Consider the following 14,696-nt stretch of genomic DNA (forward strand, 5'->3'; position numbering starts at 1 on the left):
GGGTTGGCGGGGGTTTTGGTGGGTTGTATTTGAGGATATTAGCAACTTTTGGGATTTATTAGCAAGTTTGGTGATTTATTAGCAACTTTTCTGTTTTATTAGCAACTTCTGGATTTTATTAGCAACTTTCAGCCTTTATTAGCAACTGGCCGCTTTCCGCCACTATCACTAAACGCCTGCCCGTTTTTAGGGACTCTCTCCTTGCACAAGGGTAGCCAACCGACGCATCCGGCCTCCTTTATTTGCGAGATTTCCGATTTATTTGCGTGTTTCAGCTTTTATTTGCGACTTTCTGATTATATTTGCGACTCACAATTTTTATTTGCGACTTCTCCATTTTATTTGCGACTCCCCCGTCCACACCACCAGGCAGCTCCACATCAAAACATCAAAAAAGCCCAGCAGATCCCCGCTGGGCCTTACATACCTATTTCTTAACCATACCCTTCAACACGAATGCCACATTGGCCGGGCGTTCTGCGAGCCTGCGCATGAAATAGCCGTACCAGTCTGTTCCATAAGGGACGTATACCCTCATTTTATAGCCTTCATTGGCCAGCTCCAGCTGCCGCTCATTGCGGATGCCGTAGAGCATTTGGAATTCAAATTGGCTGTTCGGGATGTTATGTTCCCTGACCAGCTGCTTTGTATAGTCGATAATCGCATCATCATGGGTGGCAACGGCTGTGTAGTTGCCGTTCAGGAGATGCATTTTGATGATTTTCTTGAAGTTTTCATCCACGTCTTTCTTTTCCGGGAATGCAACCTCCGGGGATTCTTTATAAGCACCCTTTACAAGCCTCAGATTGGGCGAATATTGGTTTAGGTCGTCCATGTCGCCCTCTGTCCTGTACAAATAGGCCTGGATGACTGTCCCGATATTATCGTATTCCGATTTAAGCTGCTTGAAGATATCAAGTGTCTTCTGGCAGCGTGAATAGTCTTCCATATCGATCGTGACAAACACGCCGTTTTTCTTGGCTGCCTCCAGGATGCGCCTCATATTCCCCATTACCACATCATCGGAAATATCAAGGCCCATGCTCGTCATTTTGAGCGACAGCTGTGAATTGATTCCTTCACGGCCGATTGCTTCGATTGCCAAAATTGAGTTATCCGCCATTTCCCTTGCTTCTGCCTCATTGTCCACGAATTCGCCCAAATAATCAATGGTCACCACAAGACCCTTGCTGTTAAGATCTTTAATTACGTTGACTGCCTGGCTGATCATTTCCCCCGCAACGAAGCGGCTGGCCCCAAAACGAAGGCCGTACTTCTTCGCAAGCTTTGTCAGCGATTTATTTTTGGATAAAAAGAGAAAAAAGTCCCTCATTACTTGTTCCATAATGGCTCCCCCTTGAAAACGCATACATTTTGGATAATTAAGCCCTGTCTTTCAGCGAAATCCGGGCAGTGGCAAAGGATCATGATTCATGGATCACATTCAATTTTGTATATGGTCAATTTTCTGAAATGTGCCTTTGATAACCATAATTCTATCATCTTTCTCTTTATTTGAATATAATTTTCCGAGAAATTTAGCGAGATTTGTCGGCTGATGGCCAAACTCTTCTACCTACTGTAATCTCGCTTATTCCGGCCTCTAATAAATGCTGCTCCCTGCCTTTCATTCTGCTCTTCCAGCTTTTTCTTGTATAGCAAAGCTGCATAATAAAAGGACCTTCCGCCCTGGAAGATCCTTCATTAGTCGCTTCTGTTATTCTCTTCTTTACGCTTTGATTCATTAAGCTCCTTGATTTCCATGATCAGCTTCTTGACCGAATCCTTCGACTCCGGGCAGGATCCATTCCAATGGCGGGCAAGTGCTGGCATGGACTTCGCGATATGATTATAAAGAATCCATACCTTCACCTTTTCAGTCATTTCCTCATTAGCTTCGCCAACAAGAAGTTCTGTATATTTACTATAAAGGCCTTCTATTTCTTCTTTGAATTTTGGATCCATATTAAACTCCCCTTTCACTCAGCCCCCATGACTTTGGGCAGGTGGTGCACCGCATTGAATCATCTATGAGATTTGAAAGGCAGCATGTCTTCCTCATCTTTGCTTCCTTCTCAGGCGAATGGTACTTTTTTAAAGGATTGTCCTTTATGCCGAATAGTTTTCCGGGCAATCCCAGGAGACAGGCAAAATCATCCGCACCTCTTGCTTTCACCTCATCATGTTCACCAGCGAGGACTGATTCGTAGAGCCAATAGATGTAAACGGCTATGTTTTCCCACAAAATGTATCTGGAGACTCCAGCGGCTTTAGATACTCTTTCCAGCAGAATTTGCATATGTTCTGAAAATAAAGCTTCAAAACATTCTTCCCTCCGCTCTTCACGGGGTTCAGACTCTGTTTGAACGGAACTTGTATCCTTCAAATAAAAGCCTGGGAGCCACATTCCATTTTTATAGCCTGATACCACAGTGATATTGGAAAATGATACATCAAGCCTGCAATTTCCGGCTGTGAAGCTATATAAATAGATTACTGCCAGAAAGCTGTATCTTTTCATAAAAAGTGAACCTGCGGCTGGGAGGGGTGCATCAAGCTCTTTCGCAAGCCTGTTCAGATATATTTCCATTTCCCCTGGCTGCAGAAGATGCCCTGTGTTAACAGAGAGAGGGTCATCGTTTTCCTCCCGGACAAGACGGAAATCTTCAAGCCTGTGTAAAGCCTGGGCCGGTTCAGACACTGGCAGCCTCAGGCTTCTTCAGAATGCATCTGCCTTTTCCGTACGGGATGCACAATGGCGTACCGAAAAGCGGATCCATCGTCACTTCGCATTCCATTCCGAACACATTGCGGACAAGGCTGCAATTGATGACGAACTCGGGCTTGCCCTGGGCAAAAATCTCTTTATCCTTGATTGCTACTATATTATGGGCATAGCGGCAGGCAAGATTTAAGTCATGCAGCACCATCAGGATTGTCCTGTTCTCCCTTTCGTTTAGTTCAAACAGAAGGTCAAGGATTTCAATCTGATGGGTCATATCCAGGTAAGTCGTGGGCTCATCCAGAAGGATGATATCGGTATCCTGCGCAAGTGTCATGGCAATCCATGCCCTCTGCCTCTGGCCGCCGGACAGGGAATCGACTGTCCGGTCCTTCAGGTGCTCGATCCCGGTTGCAGCAAGCGCATCATTCACCTTTGCTTCATCATCTTCGGTCCATTGCTTCAGCCATGTCTGATGCGGATATCTCCCCTGTTTCACAAGCTGCAGGACAGTCAGCCCTTCTGGTGCAGATGGCGATTGCGGCAGTATGGCCATCCTTCTTGCTACATCCTTTGTGGACAGCTTGGAGATGGCTTTTCCTTCAAGCAGGACTGAACCTGATTTCGGCTTCAAAAGCCTTGCAATCGAACGCAGCAGGGTTGATTTCCCGCAGCCGTTCCCTCCGATGAATACTGTGATTTCCCCCTTTGGGATTTCCAGCTCCAGTTCATTTATGATAATGGTGTCCCCATATGAAAGTGTCAGCTCTTTTGTTGAAATAGCCTGCCCGGCAGTCATAGCGCTCTCTCCTTTTTTATCTTTTCATCCAATGGCTGATATTCTTATATGCTATCCATTTCGAGTTTTAAATAATAAGTAAATAAAATACGGCGCCCCGATGCTGGCAGTAAACACACCTGCCGGAATTTCAAGGGGCGAGAACAGTGTCCTGCCTATCAGATCGGCTGCCATTACAAGTATGCCGCCAATCAGGCCGGCAGTCGGCAGCAGGGCACCGAATGATGATCCGACGAGCCTCCTTGCGATATGGGGAGCCATGAGCCCGACAAATCCAATCCCTCCGGCGAATGCAACAGATCCGCCGATCAGGCCTGTGCTGAGCATCAGCATGATGAATCTGTGGCGCTGCACTGCTCCGCCGATCCCGGTGGCCACATCATCCCCAAGCTCCTGGATGTTCAGGTTGCGGGCAAATATCATAGCCAGTGCCGATAATAGGATGATCCATGGGACAATAATTTTAACATTATCCCAATTCGATCCGTGGACAGTACCCGTGATCCATATATTGGCCTGTGAAGCCTGGTGGATGGGGCCAAGGATCATCATCAGATTAGTAAGCGCCTGGGTGAGGGTGGATATCCCTATTCCGATCAGCACAAGCCTGATTGGTGATGATCCATTTTTCCATGCCAGAAGATAGACAAGGAAAGCAATGGCTGCAGCGCCTGCGAAAGCGGCAACAGGCATCCATTCTATACTTACGGTCAAGGCATTATTATCATCACTGAATATCGCCAGGAAAGCCACAACGGCGACAGATGCGCCTCCGGTGATCCCGATGATGTCAGGTGAAGCAAGCGGGTTCCTGATCATCCCCTGAAGAATGCCCCCGGCAACAGCAAGCCCTATTCCCACCATAAGGGCAACAATAATTCTTGGCAGGCGGAAGTTCTTGATGACCAGCTGCTCCATATTCGTCCCTCCGCCAAAAAGGACCTGCAGCACTTTGAGCGGATTTATTTTCATCTCCCCCGTGCCTGTGCTGAAAAGAAAGACAAGGAAAGCAGCGGCAGCGAGAATGATTATGGTAAAAAGTGATTTACGGTCAGCCAGGAAGGAAATCCTGCCTTTGAATATCCTGAAATTCATATACTTGGACATCAGCTGCCAAACCCCCTTCTGGCGATATAAACAAAGAACGGGGTACCGATGATGGCGGTCATGACACCGACAGGGACTTCCTGCGGCATGATGATATATCTGGCAGAAATATCTGCCGCAACAAGGAGGATTCCCCCCATAACGGCGGAAAATGGGATCACCCATCTATGGTCGATCCCCACCACTGCTCTTGCCAGGTGAGGGATCACAATGCCGACAAAAACAATCGGGCCCGCTACAGCAACAGCTCCGCCAGCCAAAAGGATGATCGCGGCACCGGCGAATAGCTTCGTCCAGCCTGTGCGAAGGCCCAGCCCTTTGGCAACATCTTCGCCCATTGATATGACATTCAGCTTTTTCGCAAGGAGCAGGGATCCAATCCAGCCTGCAGCAAAGTAAGGCAGTACAGCTGTGAGAGACTCCAGCTTCCTTCCTGACACTGAACCCGCAAGCCAAAAGAGCACCTGTTCCAGCGCCGCTTCGTTGACCACAAGCAAACCTTGTGTGAAAGCTGAAAACATGGCGCTCATTGCAGCGCCTGCCAGCGTCAGCTTCATAGGGGTGAGCCCCTCACGCCCGACAGAACCGATTCCATACACAGCTGCAGCGGCTGCGGCTGCGCCTGCAAAAGAGATCCAGGTGTACGCCTGGAGGCTGGAAACGGAGAACACAGATACGGCGAGCACAACTGCAAAGCCGGCGCCTGCATTTACTCCAAATACGCTCGGCGATGCGAGCGGATTCTTTGTCACCGTCTGCATGAGCGCCCCGGCAATCGCCAGGCTTGCTCCTGTAGCAGCACCAATCAGCGCCCGCGGAAGGCGGACTGATTGGAGGATAATATGTTCATTAGATCCATCGAATGCCGAAAAAGCTTCGAAGGCCATTTTCCAGGTAGTATCTGTATAGCCATACACTATGCTGGCACACATTAGTAATAGAAGTATCAGTATTGTAATAAACAGCCCGAGCCATTTATGTCCTGTTTTTTTTAATAGCATCCTGCGTAAACCTTTCTGCACTCTTTTATAAACAAATAACAGTTTTTCTCTATTAATAAGTCTAGGGGAATCGGCATACTCTGTCAATGAGTTTGAGAATCATTTTCATTAACCTGTTGACAGTTTGAACGCTTTCATTTTATGATAAGAAAGTCATTGAAAATGATTATCAATTAATCACATATAGGAGGATACATATATGAAGTTGAGCAAAATTTATCTTGGGCTGTTTTCACTTATAGCCATCCTGATGCTGGCTGCCTGCGGAGGCGCTGCCGAGGATGAAGCGGCAGACAGCAAAGATTCATCATCCGGAAGCGGCGAAGATACAAGCTACACAGTAGAACATGCAATGGGAACTGAAACTTTAGAAAAAACACCTAAAAAAATTGTCATTCTGACAAACGAAGGAACTGAGGCACTTCTTGCTATGGGCGTCACTCCGGTTGGGGCTGTCCAGTCCTGGACTGGTGATCCCTGGTATGACCATATTTCAGACCAGATGAAAGATGTCCAGGTTGTCGGACTAGAGAGTGAAGTGAATGTGGAAGCCATCGCAGCTCTTGAGCCGGACTTGATCATCGGAAACAAGATGCGCCAGGAAAAGATTTACGATCAGCTGAAGTCAATTGCCCCGACCGTTTTTGCGGAAACATTGCGCGGCAATTGGAAGGAAAACTTCGAGCTTTACGCCAAAGCCATCAATAAAGAGGAAGAAGGCAAGCAGGTCATTGCCGATTATGATCAGCGCATCGCTGATATAAAGGAAAAACTCGGCGATGATGTGAACAAGGAAATCTCCATGGTCCGCTTCATGGCCGGAGATGTCCGCATCTATCATAAAGATTCTTTCTCGGGTGTCATTCTTGATCAGATCGGTTTTGCCCGCCCTGAAAGCCAGGATGTAGATGATTTTGCCGAGAAGAATGCCACTAAAGAACGAATTCCGGCCATGGACGGAGACGCTCTCTTCTACTTCACCTATGAAGAAGGGGACGGCGAAGCAACAGATGTGGAAAAAGAATGGATTGAAGACCCGCTCTTCAAAAATCTTGAAGTTGCTAAGGCAGGAAATGTATACAAAGTGGATGATACCATCTGGAATACAGCAGGCGGTGTCCTTGCAGCCAATCTCATGCTTGATGATATTGAAAAATTCATGATTAAATAAGGAATTTCTGCTTAACAGAAGCCCCCTCTTCTATATAGCAGCCAAAAGGATCCGGAAACGGATCCTTTTTTTATTTGCATTCGTTCATAACTATTCCAACTTTGGCAACAATATCGGTAACGCTAAAAAGATGCGGTGATATGAGTGAAAAAGAAAAGCTGGATGAAAAAGCCACGCATCCAAAAGGATGTCGAGTATAAAGACTGGGAAGAGTCACTTGTTAAATCTGAGGACTATAAAAAGACTTTCTATTATAACCAGAAAACGGGACTGAGATTCGGCTTTTCCTTTATGTCTACACTTGTGGATGAGAGCATCCTCCAAGAAGGGGTCCTTCCTTATCTTCAGGGAGAGGAATTTACCCGGATCGAGGATGTCAAAAAGATTATTCCTATTCCAGATGTAAGTGTCTCCGAGGACCCTTCAGATATTGAACAGAAGCTATTCAATGGCTATGTAATGGTGACGATTGAAACAGAAGTAAAGCATTTTGCATTTGTTGCAGCCCAGAAGGAAGTTGTCAGAAGCCTGACCCAGCCTGAGGTGGAGTTCAGTGTCATCGGCCCGAAGGAGGCCTTTGTAGAAGCTATTGACCAGAACTTGAACCTGATCCGGAAAAGACTGTCCATTAAAGAACTGATCATCGAGCAGTATACAATCGGAAAGCTGTCTAAAACGAAGGTCGCCGTCCTGTATATCGAAGGAATTGCCGACAATGAGAATGTTAACACGGTGCGGCAGCGCCTGAAGGATATTGAGATTGACCATATCATGGACAGTTCTTATATTGTCGAAATCATAGCCGACAATCAGAATACAATATTTCCGCAAATCCTGGATTCGGAAAGGCCGGACCGGGTTTCCGGCATCCTTGCAGAAGGAAAGATCGCCATTGTGGTGGACGGCTCCCCGCAAGTGCTGATATGCCCGACGACGCTTGTGGAATATTTCAGTTCTTTTGAAGATTATTATCTGAATTGGTATTTATCTTCCTTTTTCAGGCTTGTCCGCCTGTTTGCGGTTGCCTTTTCCATTTTAATCACACCCATATATGTTGCTACACTGTCTTATCATTATGAACTGATACCAAAGGATCTGATGAGCACGCTGATCACTTCCAGGAGAGAGATTCCGCTGCCGCCAATCCTGGAGGCACTATTCCTTGAATTGACTATAGAATTGCTGCGTGAGGCCGGTGCACGGCTTCCTACCAAGGTAGGCCAGACAATCGGTATCGTAGGAGGAATCGTTATCGGGACAGCTTCTGTTGAAGCCGGCCTGACGAGCAACGTCCTTCTCATCATCGTAGCTCTCTCTGCCCTGGCGTCTTTTACTACACCAGTCTACCGGATGGGCAACACGATCCGCCTTTTGCGGTTCCCCTTCCTTTTCCTGGCCGAGTTATGGGGGCTCCTCGGGATTGTATTTTGCTTCTGCATCCTTATGACGCATCTGATCAGGCTGACATCGCTGGGCCGGCCATTCCTTGAGCCGATCTATCCCCTCAGAGTACCTGATTTAAAGGATGCGCTCATCCGCCTGCCATTTTCAAAGCAGTCAAAAAGGCCGGTATATGTCCGGCCAGAGCAGCCAAGGCGTTTTTCAAAAAAGAAGGCTCAGCAAAAGAAAGACATTGATGAGTAAAACGGAGGGTTATGGCTATGAAGCAGTCCTTGCCTGAAAATGTGAAAATATCTCCCTTCCTGATATTTTATATTATAGTATCCATACAGATAGGCATCGGCGTTCTTGGGTATCAGCGGATCATTGCCAAAACAGCCGGCTATGATGCATGGATGTCAGTCATTGCGGCCGGCGCCTCTATCCATATCATTCTCTGGATGATGTATAAGACAGCCGAAAACGCAGGAGGAGATTTAATATCCATCAACTCATACGTTTTTGGAAAGAAAATCGGAAAAATAGTCAGCCTTGCTTTTTCTGCCTATTATATCCTGCTGACTACTACAATTATAAGAACATATATCGAAGTCATCCAAGTCTGGCTGTTCCCGGAATTGAGCACCTTCTGGTTTTCTTTCGGCTTCTTGGCCCTGGCAGCATATGTAGTCAGCGGGGGCCTGCGTACAGTCACAGGCGTCGCCTTTCTTGGCGCCATTCTTCCCAGCTATCTGATGCTTACCTTCGCCTTTGCAATTCCATTCAGCGATTATCGCAATCTTTTTCCTGTATTGGACCATTCCATTAAGGATATTGCACTTGCAGCAAGAGATATGTCGCTGACGTATCTTGGCTATGAAATCTTATTGCTTGTCTATCCATTTTTAAAGGATCCGGGCAAATCAAAAAAATGGGCACACCTTGCCATTTTCACCACAACCTCACTATATGTCATCCTGACAATCATTACCTTCGGCTATTTTTCTGAAAAGCAGCTGCAGAAAACTGTCTGGGCAACATTGACGATGTGGAAAATTGTTGAAATGCCTTTTGTTGAGCGGTTTGAATATATCGGGATTGCCAACTGGAATTTAATCATTCTCCCAAATGCCTGCCTGGCGATTTGGGGGGCAAGCAGGATCGTCAAACGGGTCGCGGGCATCCAGCAGCGCAAGAACGTCATTGGCATCGTCCTTATTTGCCTTGCTGTTGCCAATATATTTGAGACCAGGGAGCAGATTGATCTCCTCAATAATATCTCTTCCCAATTTGGCTTCTATTTTAATTACGGCTATGTTCCTTTGTTGTTTGCCGGCAGCCTCGTTGCAAAGAAGGTGAGGAAAAAATGAAATTATCCAGTTATTTATCCCTCCTTGCGGTCTGTATACTGCTGACCGGGTGCCTGGAAAAAGAAATTATTGATGATTTAAATATTGAGAGCGGGATTGCTTATGATTGGGAGGATGATAAATTGAAGGGCACTGCCCTTATCCCTGTCTACCTGCCCGACCAGCCTGTAAAAAATGTCACGTTTACCAGCACCTCCACATTGAGCAGGGATCTGCTGCTGGAAATGCAGCGCCAGTCGTCCGAGCCTCTGGTGACTGGAAGCTTGGAGGTAGGCGTGTTCGGCAAGGAACTCACCCAAAGGGGTATCATTGATGTCCTTGACTCATTCCAGAGGGATGCAAGCATCGGTGCCAGGGTATTTCTCGCTGTTGCAGATAATAAGGCAGGCGATATCATGAAAGGCGAGTATGGGACAAGGGGCAATGCCATTTATATCTCCAATTTGCTCAAGCACAATATGGAACAGCGCGATGTCCCCAAAAGCAATCTCCAAATTTTCCTGGCATCTTTCTATCAGCAGGGCAAGACAGCTTATTTGCCTAAGCTGAAAGATATGGGCAAGGACAAAGTAGAGATTTCAGGAATGTCCTTATTTAAATTTGATAAAGTGGTAGACGAAATTGATGCAGAGAAAATGTTCTTTTTTAAACTGCTGGTAGACAAGTACAGCGAGGGTTCCTATAAGATAAATATCGGGAACGATCAGGCAGCCATCAAGAGCATTAAATCCAAGCATAAAATTAAAATCATCAAAAGCGAGCCTTATGCATTTAAAGTCGAAATAAGCATAAAAGGAATTATCCGGGAATACTCCGGAGAACAGCTGACCATAAAAGAAATCAAGGGTGTGGAGAAGAACTTCGAGAATCTTATAGACAAGGAAACGGAAGCGCTCATTACCCGCTTTCAAAAAGAGGGCATTGATCCGGTAGGATTTGGCGCTTTTGTGAAAAGCAAAACAAGGGGCTTTGATTTTAAGAAATGGGAAGACGAATACAAGCGCATGAGCGTAAAGGTTACAAGCAATGTAGAGATACTTGAATCAGGGGTAATAGAATGAAAAAAGGACAGGGGCTTCCCTGTCCTTAGTCACTATTGGAGAACATATACTTTTTATAATGGTAGCGGATGGAGAAGATCAGGCTGATGGCAAGCATGCTGCCCATGAGCGAGCTTCCTCCATAGCTGACAAATGGAAGCGGGATACCAGTGATCGGCAGGAGCCCGATTGTCATGCCGATATTCTGGAATACATGGAATGTGATCATGCTGATGACACCGACACAAATATAGGTGTAAAAGTCGTTCTTAGTTTCCATGCCAACTTTCGTAATATGGTAAATCAGCAGGAAAAACAGGCTGATTAAAACACTCGCTCCAATGAACCCGAACTCTTCCCCAACAATGCTGAAAATAAAATCAGTATGGCTTTCAGGTAGATAGACTTCCCTTGTGCCATAGCCCTTTCCGCTTGTTTCCCCAGAACCGATGGCAAGCAGGGAGCGTGTCAGCTGGAATCCGGTCGTCCCCTGATAATTATAGGGATCGATCCAGGAATAGATGCGGCCGAACTGGTACTGTTTGACGCCCAGATATTTTTCCAGCAGATCGGGGTGCCAGAGCACGAGGTAGAAAATGCCTGCGATTAAGGTGATTCCGCCGCCGAATATTGGGAGCAGAAGCTTCCATGTGATTCCTGAGATGAAGATCATGCCAATCATGATTGCTATGAATACAAGGCTTGTGCCGAGGTCAGGCTGCTGCATCACAAGCATGAGCGGCAGGAACGTCACTGCACCGATTTTCACCAGCAGCCAGAGATCGGTTTGGATCGTCTTGATCCGATACTTCGGATGATGGTCTGTTATCACCCTTGCCAGAGCGAGGATGATAAAAACTTTAACAACCTCAGAAGGCTGAAGGGACCCTACCGCAGGGAAGGTATACCAGCTCTTTGCCCCATTTATGACAGGTGCAATCCCCGAAGGAGCCACGATCAAAAACCCAAGCAGCGCAATACCCAGCCCATAGGCATACCAGGAAATCTTCTTCAGCTGATCAGAATCAAGCGTCATAACCGTTCCAACAATGCCGGCCCCGACCACCCACCAGACAATCTGCTTCAGAAGGAAATTATCTTTATACTGGCCCGTAGTCTGCGCGCTGTAAATCGATATGCAGCTAACCAGGCACAGCAGCATCAAAATCAATATCAACCCAAAATCTATACGATAACTAGAATTATTTTTAGAAGTCATAATCGTCTCCTTTTATAGAAAAGCGGAGGCGGCTTGTTCAGAGCCGACAAGCATAAGACACACAAGAATAAAAGGCGTTCTTTGCCTTTAATTCTTGTGTGGCTTATGACTCGAGGCTCTAGCCGCCGGAGCTGGACAAATAGAAAAGCGGAGGCGGCTTGTTCAGAGCCGACAAGCATAAGACAAGCAGGACTGAAGGTTGTTCTTTAACCTTCTGGCCTGATTGGCTTATGACTCGAGGCTCTAGCCGCCGGAGCTGGACAAATAGAAAAGCGGAGGGCGCTTGCTTTATGATGCGCAGGCTGCCCAAACAAAAAATCTACTACAATTCTTCATTATATTTTTTTAAGAGACAAATCACAACTTGTTTCATGCTGTTGGATATTATTTCATTTTTCACTTTTCTTTTTCAGTTGCCGGATCAGTCTTCGGCAGGGAAGCTGTCAAAGTACTTTGCACGGATGTCCTCTTTCATCCATTCCAGATTATTGGGGACCTGCGGGATCGAATAGCCGATGTAAATAGGCGTTGTTATGAACCGCGGGACTATTTTGGCATAGATGTCCTCTCCGAGTTTATAGAAAAATAAATTATAGCTGGAGCATTTGAACGGAAAGCTGTGAAGGATATAGCGGACAGCTGCCTGAATATAAGCAGCAAAGGCACCGATTTCCTCCATGTCTCCAAGCTTTGCATTAAATTCATAGAAGCCGATTTTCGGGGCTGTTGAAATATTGAGCAGTGATCTGCCTTTTTGGCTGATGGCCAGTCCCTCAAATTCTTCTTCCCTGATATTTTCTGTGTAATCCACTTCATTAAGCCCGACAATCTGCATATGGGGATGCGCAATGGTCCCCCCTGAGAGCGGCCCGTGGTTTTTAAAAAACAGGACAGATGTGAAGCGTCCGCTGTTTTCCATTTCAATCCAATGCTTCAATCCGAAACTTAGCAGCTTTTCCAGATGCTCTAAAGAATAGGTTGAGATATCCCCGCTGCATTCGTCTGATTCAATCAAAACAGTCTGCAGGGTATTTTCAAGGACAGGGAATTTATTTTTCAGCAAAATGATATTGTCCTCGACTGCAAGGATATCGGTCAGCTTTTCTCTCTCACAGAAAGGGCAGCCCTGCTCTTTGTCACGGATACTGTTTGGCTTTTTCACTCCGATTGAAGTGTTGAAGTTCAAATGTGTTTTTGTCATATTTCCACCATCCTGCAGGTTTTTCTCCTATAAATCATATCACTTACCTCCTGAACCTGGCGCCTTTTTGACCTTGCGCAGGAAAAAACGGCAGCCCCGGAGCTGCCGTTTCTCTTTCCTATTCGCTGACTGTCAGAGGAAAATCCGAGTGTTCATGCAGCCCTTCCGAGTTTTCCACATGAACAGTCACTGTATAGCTGCCCGCCTCTGCAAAGCTATGTTCTGCAGAATATTTTCCTTCGCCGGACTCTGTCAGGTTCACCCACTCAGGGGTGTCCTTGCCTTCTTTCATGATTTCAAGCTTAACAAGCGCTTTTTCCAGGGGAGCCCCATCTTTCTTGTCCACCTGGACATCAAGGCCCGCCGCCTGTTTCATATGGATATGATCCGGCTTGATGAAACTGATTGCAGCCTCACCATGATGGTGGGATGATTCTTCTCCGCCTGACTCATGGTCATGGCCTTCATCTTCCCCATGCTCATGAGCGGCTTCTCCGTCCGCACTATTGCCAGCGTCTCCGCCCTCACCGGCTTGTACCTCAGCTTTTGGCATTGTATGCATGTCCCTCGCTGTCACATGGACCTGGACTATATAATCGCCATCCTTGCCGAAGGTCTTGGCAGCCTGGTAAATTCCTTTGCCTGTATGTTCTGCAGGAAGCATCTCACTCTCCTCTTGATTTCCTTCCTGCCAGATTTCAAACTTTACTTCATCTGCATCCTCGACAGCTTCTTCCCCCTGCACTACTTCGACAGAAAGGGTTATTTCTTCATTCAGCTCCACTTTTTCAGGAACATCAAGCTTGGCTTCAAGGATTTCCGGCACTTGTCCCCCGTTCCCCTGGCCGCTGTCATCAGAACCCTTTCCGCAAGCTGCAAGAACCATCACGGCGAGGATAAAAACATATAGATATTTCTTCATTCTTTGTCCCTCTTTCATACAGATTCCCTTTATAAAGGATACTATATCTCTTAATTGTGAAATAAGTAAGAAATTACATCAAACATTTGATAACGGAAGCTGTGCCTTTATGTACATTATAGCTTTCCTTCCCCCCGGGTCCAAATTCTATAAAAAAAGCGGCACAAGGAGGTTCCTTATGCCGCATATTTATTATATGAAAGGAGGTAGGGTTGGATAAGTCTGCGTTTTTTAAGATTGCCTATTACAGGATTTCCAGTTCAATAACCAGTGCAAGAAGTACCTGGATCAGCAGGTTAAGTGTCAGCGCTACTTGAGTATCTTCAAGGTTTACAGTACAGTCTTTCGCATTTTCAATATAAACGCTCTGGCGGTTAGATTGGTTGATTTGTGTGAATTGAAGCAAATCTTCAGTGATCCTTTCAGCTTGGCCTCCGTCAGCAATTGAGATATTGATGACAATGACGATTGCTACAACGAGGGCTGCCTGCAATGAAGCGGCAACTTGGGTTTCACTTGAGTTTACTTCAACATTGAGACAGTTTTTAAGGACAATGGACTCTTTAGAATATTGGCCCATATTCGTGCCTTGCACAACATCTTTTACATCTCTGTCGCTGCTGTCAAAAATGCTCATAGGATGGCTTGATGAAGGATCAAGGGCATTCCATCCGCTGTGGTGGCATGATGAACCGGCAGCATTGCTTTCACAATAAACATCTTCTACCTTTGGACGATAGTTTCCACTTAACAATGTAATCTCT

Annotated in this window: 14 protein-coding genes; 4 read left to right on the plus strand and 10 right to left on the minus strand. The window is 46.2% G+C overall.

Annotated features, from left to right (window positions below):
* Positions 1-427: 427 nt before the first annotated feature.
* From RBB45_RS15180 to RBB45_RS15205, 6 genes are all read right to left on the minus strand, one after another.
* The gene (locus tag RBB45_RS15180; RefSeq protein WP_094768565.1) at positions 428-1,345 is read right to left on the minus strand and encodes a proline dehydrogenase family protein; all 918 of its coding nucleotides are present in this window, start codon (positions 1,343-1,345) and stop codon (positions 428-430) included.
* 359 nt (positions 1,346-1,704) lie between these two features.
* Positions 1,705-1,965: a YusU family protein gene (locus RBB45_RS15185; RefSeq protein ID WP_306009871.1), complete on the minus strand. Its 261-nt coding sequence runs from the start codon at positions 1,963-1,965 to the stop codon at positions 1,705-1,707.
* A gap of 1 nt (position 1,966) precedes the next feature.
* The gene (locus RBB45_RS15190; RefSeq protein ID WP_306009872.1) at positions 1,967-2,701 is read right to left on the minus strand and encodes an IucA/IucC family C-terminal-domain containing protein; all 735 of its coding nucleotides are present in this window, start codon (positions 2,699-2,701) and stop codon (positions 1,967-1,969) included.
* Positions 2,694-3,521 carry an ABC transporter ATP-binding protein gene (locus RBB45_RS15195; protein WP_009793150.1) on the minus strand — a complete coding sequence of 276 codons (828 nt, stop codon included), beginning with the start codon at positions 3,519-3,521 and terminating at the stop codon, positions 2,694-2,696. Before RBB45_RS15195 ends, RBB45_RS15190 begins: the two co-directional genes overlap by 8 nt.
* 51 nt (positions 3,522-3,572) lie before the next feature.
* Positions 3,573-4,628: a FecCD family ABC transporter permease gene (locus RBB45_RS15200; RefSeq protein WP_009793149.1), complete on the minus strand. Its 1,056-nt coding sequence runs from the start codon at positions 4,626-4,628 to the stop codon at positions 3,573-3,575.
* Positions 4,628-5,629: a FecCD family ABC transporter permease gene (locus tag RBB45_RS15205; protein ID WP_306009873.1), complete on the minus strand. Its 1,002-nt coding sequence runs from the start codon at positions 5,627-5,629 to the stop codon at positions 4,628-4,630. Before RBB45_RS15205 ends, RBB45_RS15200 begins: the two co-directional genes overlap by 1 nt.
* Positions 5,630-5,828: 199 nt before the next feature.
* On the opposite strand from RBB45_RS15205, the gene RBB45_RS15210 reads away from it, so the two are divergent.
* The 4 genes from RBB45_RS15210 to RBB45_RS15225 all read left to right on the plus strand — a co-directional run bounded on the left by RBB45_RS15210 (position 5,829) and on the right by RBB45_RS15225 (position 10,611).
* Positions 5,829-6,800 (plus strand): ABC transporter substrate-binding protein, encoded by a 972-nt coding sequence (locus tag RBB45_RS15210; RefSeq protein ID WP_306009874.1) that lies wholly within the window; start codon positions 5,829-5,831, stop codon positions 6,798-6,800.
* A gap of 162 nt (positions 6,801-6,962) precedes the next feature.
* Positions 6,963-8,444, plus strand: a complete 1,482-nt coding sequence (locus RBB45_RS15215; protein WP_035402201.1) for a spore germination protein — start codon at positions 6,963-6,965, stop codon at positions 8,442-8,444.
* Between the two features lie 17 nt (positions 8,445-8,461).
* Positions 8,462-9,550, plus strand: a complete 1,089-nt coding sequence (locus RBB45_RS15220; RefSeq protein ID WP_022544360.1) for a GerAB/ArcD/ProY family transporter — start codon at positions 8,462-8,464, stop codon at positions 9,548-9,550.
* The gene (locus tag RBB45_RS15225; protein WP_224949731.1) at positions 9,547-10,611 is read left to right on the plus strand and encodes a Ger(x)C family spore germination protein; all 1,065 of its coding nucleotides are present in this window, start codon (positions 9,547-9,549) and stop codon (positions 10,609-10,611) included. The genes RBB45_RS15220 and RBB45_RS15225 overlap by 4 nt, the downstream gene beginning before the upstream one ends.
* Before the next feature lie 25 nt (positions 10,612-10,636).
* Here RBB45_RS15225 and RBB45_RS15230 read toward each other — a convergent pair whose 3' ends face one another.
* The 4 genes from RBB45_RS15230 to RBB45_RS15245 all read right to left on the minus strand — a co-directional run bounded on the left by RBB45_RS15230 (position 10,637) and on the right by RBB45_RS15245 (position 14,686).
* Complete coding sequence (locus RBB45_RS15230; RefSeq protein ID WP_022544361.1) at positions 10,637-11,809, minus strand: FtsW/RodA/SpoVE family cell cycle protein; 1,173 nt, start codon at positions 11,807-11,809, stop codon at positions 10,637-10,639.
* Positions 11,810-12,230: 421 nt separating this feature from the next.
* Positions 12,231-13,010 (minus strand): DUF4931 domain-containing protein, encoded by a 780-nt coding sequence (locus RBB45_RS15235; RefSeq protein ID WP_306009875.1) that lies wholly within the window; start codon positions 13,008-13,010, stop codon positions 12,231-12,233.
* A 118-nt stretch (positions 13,011-13,128) separates the two neighbouring features.
* A complete protein-coding gene (locus RBB45_RS15240; protein WP_187445324.1) occupies positions 13,129-13,932 on the minus strand; it encodes a FixH family protein in 804 nt (267 codons plus the stop codon).
* 244 nt (positions 13,933-14,176) lie between these two features.
* Positions 14,177-14,686: a spore coat protein gene (locus tag RBB45_RS15245; protein WP_022544363.1), complete on the minus strand. Its 510-nt coding sequence runs from the start codon at positions 14,684-14,686 to the stop codon at positions 14,177-14,179.
* Between the last annotated feature and the right edge of the window lie 10 nt (positions 14,687-14,696).

The organism is Bacillus sp. MMSF_3328, from assembly GCF_030733525.1.
GTDB lineage: Bacteria > Bacillota > Bacilli > Bacillales > Cytobacillaceae > Bacillus_AB > Bacillus_AB infantis.

What these genes read in the sequence shown, in the direction of transcription:
- RBB45_RS15180 (WP_094768565.1), bottom strand. Translation starts at nt 1,345, where the DNA reads ATGGAACAAGTAATGAGGGACTTTTTTCTCTTTTTATCCAAAAATAAA.
- RBB45_RS15185 (WP_306009871.1), bottom strand. Translation starts at nt 1,965, where the DNA reads ATGGATCCAAAATTCAAAGAAGAAATAGAAGGCCTTTATAGTAAATAT.
- RBB45_RS15195 (WP_009793150.1), bottom strand. Translation starts at nt 3,521, where the DNA reads ATGACTGCCGGGCAGGCTATTTCAACAAAAGAGCTGACACTTTCATAT.
- RBB45_RS15200 (WP_009793149.1), bottom strand. Translation starts at nt 4,628, where the DNA reads ATGTCCAAGTATATGAATTTCAGGATATTCAAAGGCAGGATTTCCTTC.
- RBB45_RS15205 (WP_306009873.1), bottom strand. Translation starts at nt 5,629, where the DNA reads ATGCTATTAAAAAAAACAGGACATAAATGGCTCGGGCTGTTTATTACA.
- RBB45_RS15210 (WP_306009874.1), top strand. Translation starts at nt 5,829, where the DNA reads ATGAAGTTGAGCAAAATTTATCTTGGGCTGTTTTCACTTATAGCCATC.
- RBB45_RS15215 (WP_035402201.1), top strand. Translation starts at nt 6,963, where the DNA reads ATGAAAAAGCCACGCATCCAAAAGGATGTCGAGTATAAAGACTGGGAA.
- RBB45_RS15220 (WP_022544360.1), top strand. Translation starts at nt 8,462, where the DNA reads ATGAAGCAGTCCTTGCCTGAAAATGTGAAAATATCTCCCTTCCTGATA.
- RBB45_RS15225 (WP_224949731.1), top strand. Translation starts at nt 9,547, where the DNA reads ATGAAATTATCCAGTTATTTATCCCTCCTTGCGGTCTGTATACTGCTG.
- RBB45_RS15230 (WP_022544361.1), bottom strand. Translation starts at nt 11,809, where the DNA reads ATGACTTCTAAAAATAATTCTAGTTATCGTATAGATTTTGGGTTGATA.
- RBB45_RS15235 (WP_306009875.1), bottom strand. Translation starts at nt 13,010, where the DNA reads ATGACAAAAACACATTTGAACTTCAACACTTCAATCGGAGTGAAAAAG.
- RBB45_RS15240 (WP_187445324.1), bottom strand. Translation starts at nt 13,932, where the DNA reads ATGAAGAAATATCTATATGTTTTTATCCTCGCCGTGATGGTTCTTGCA.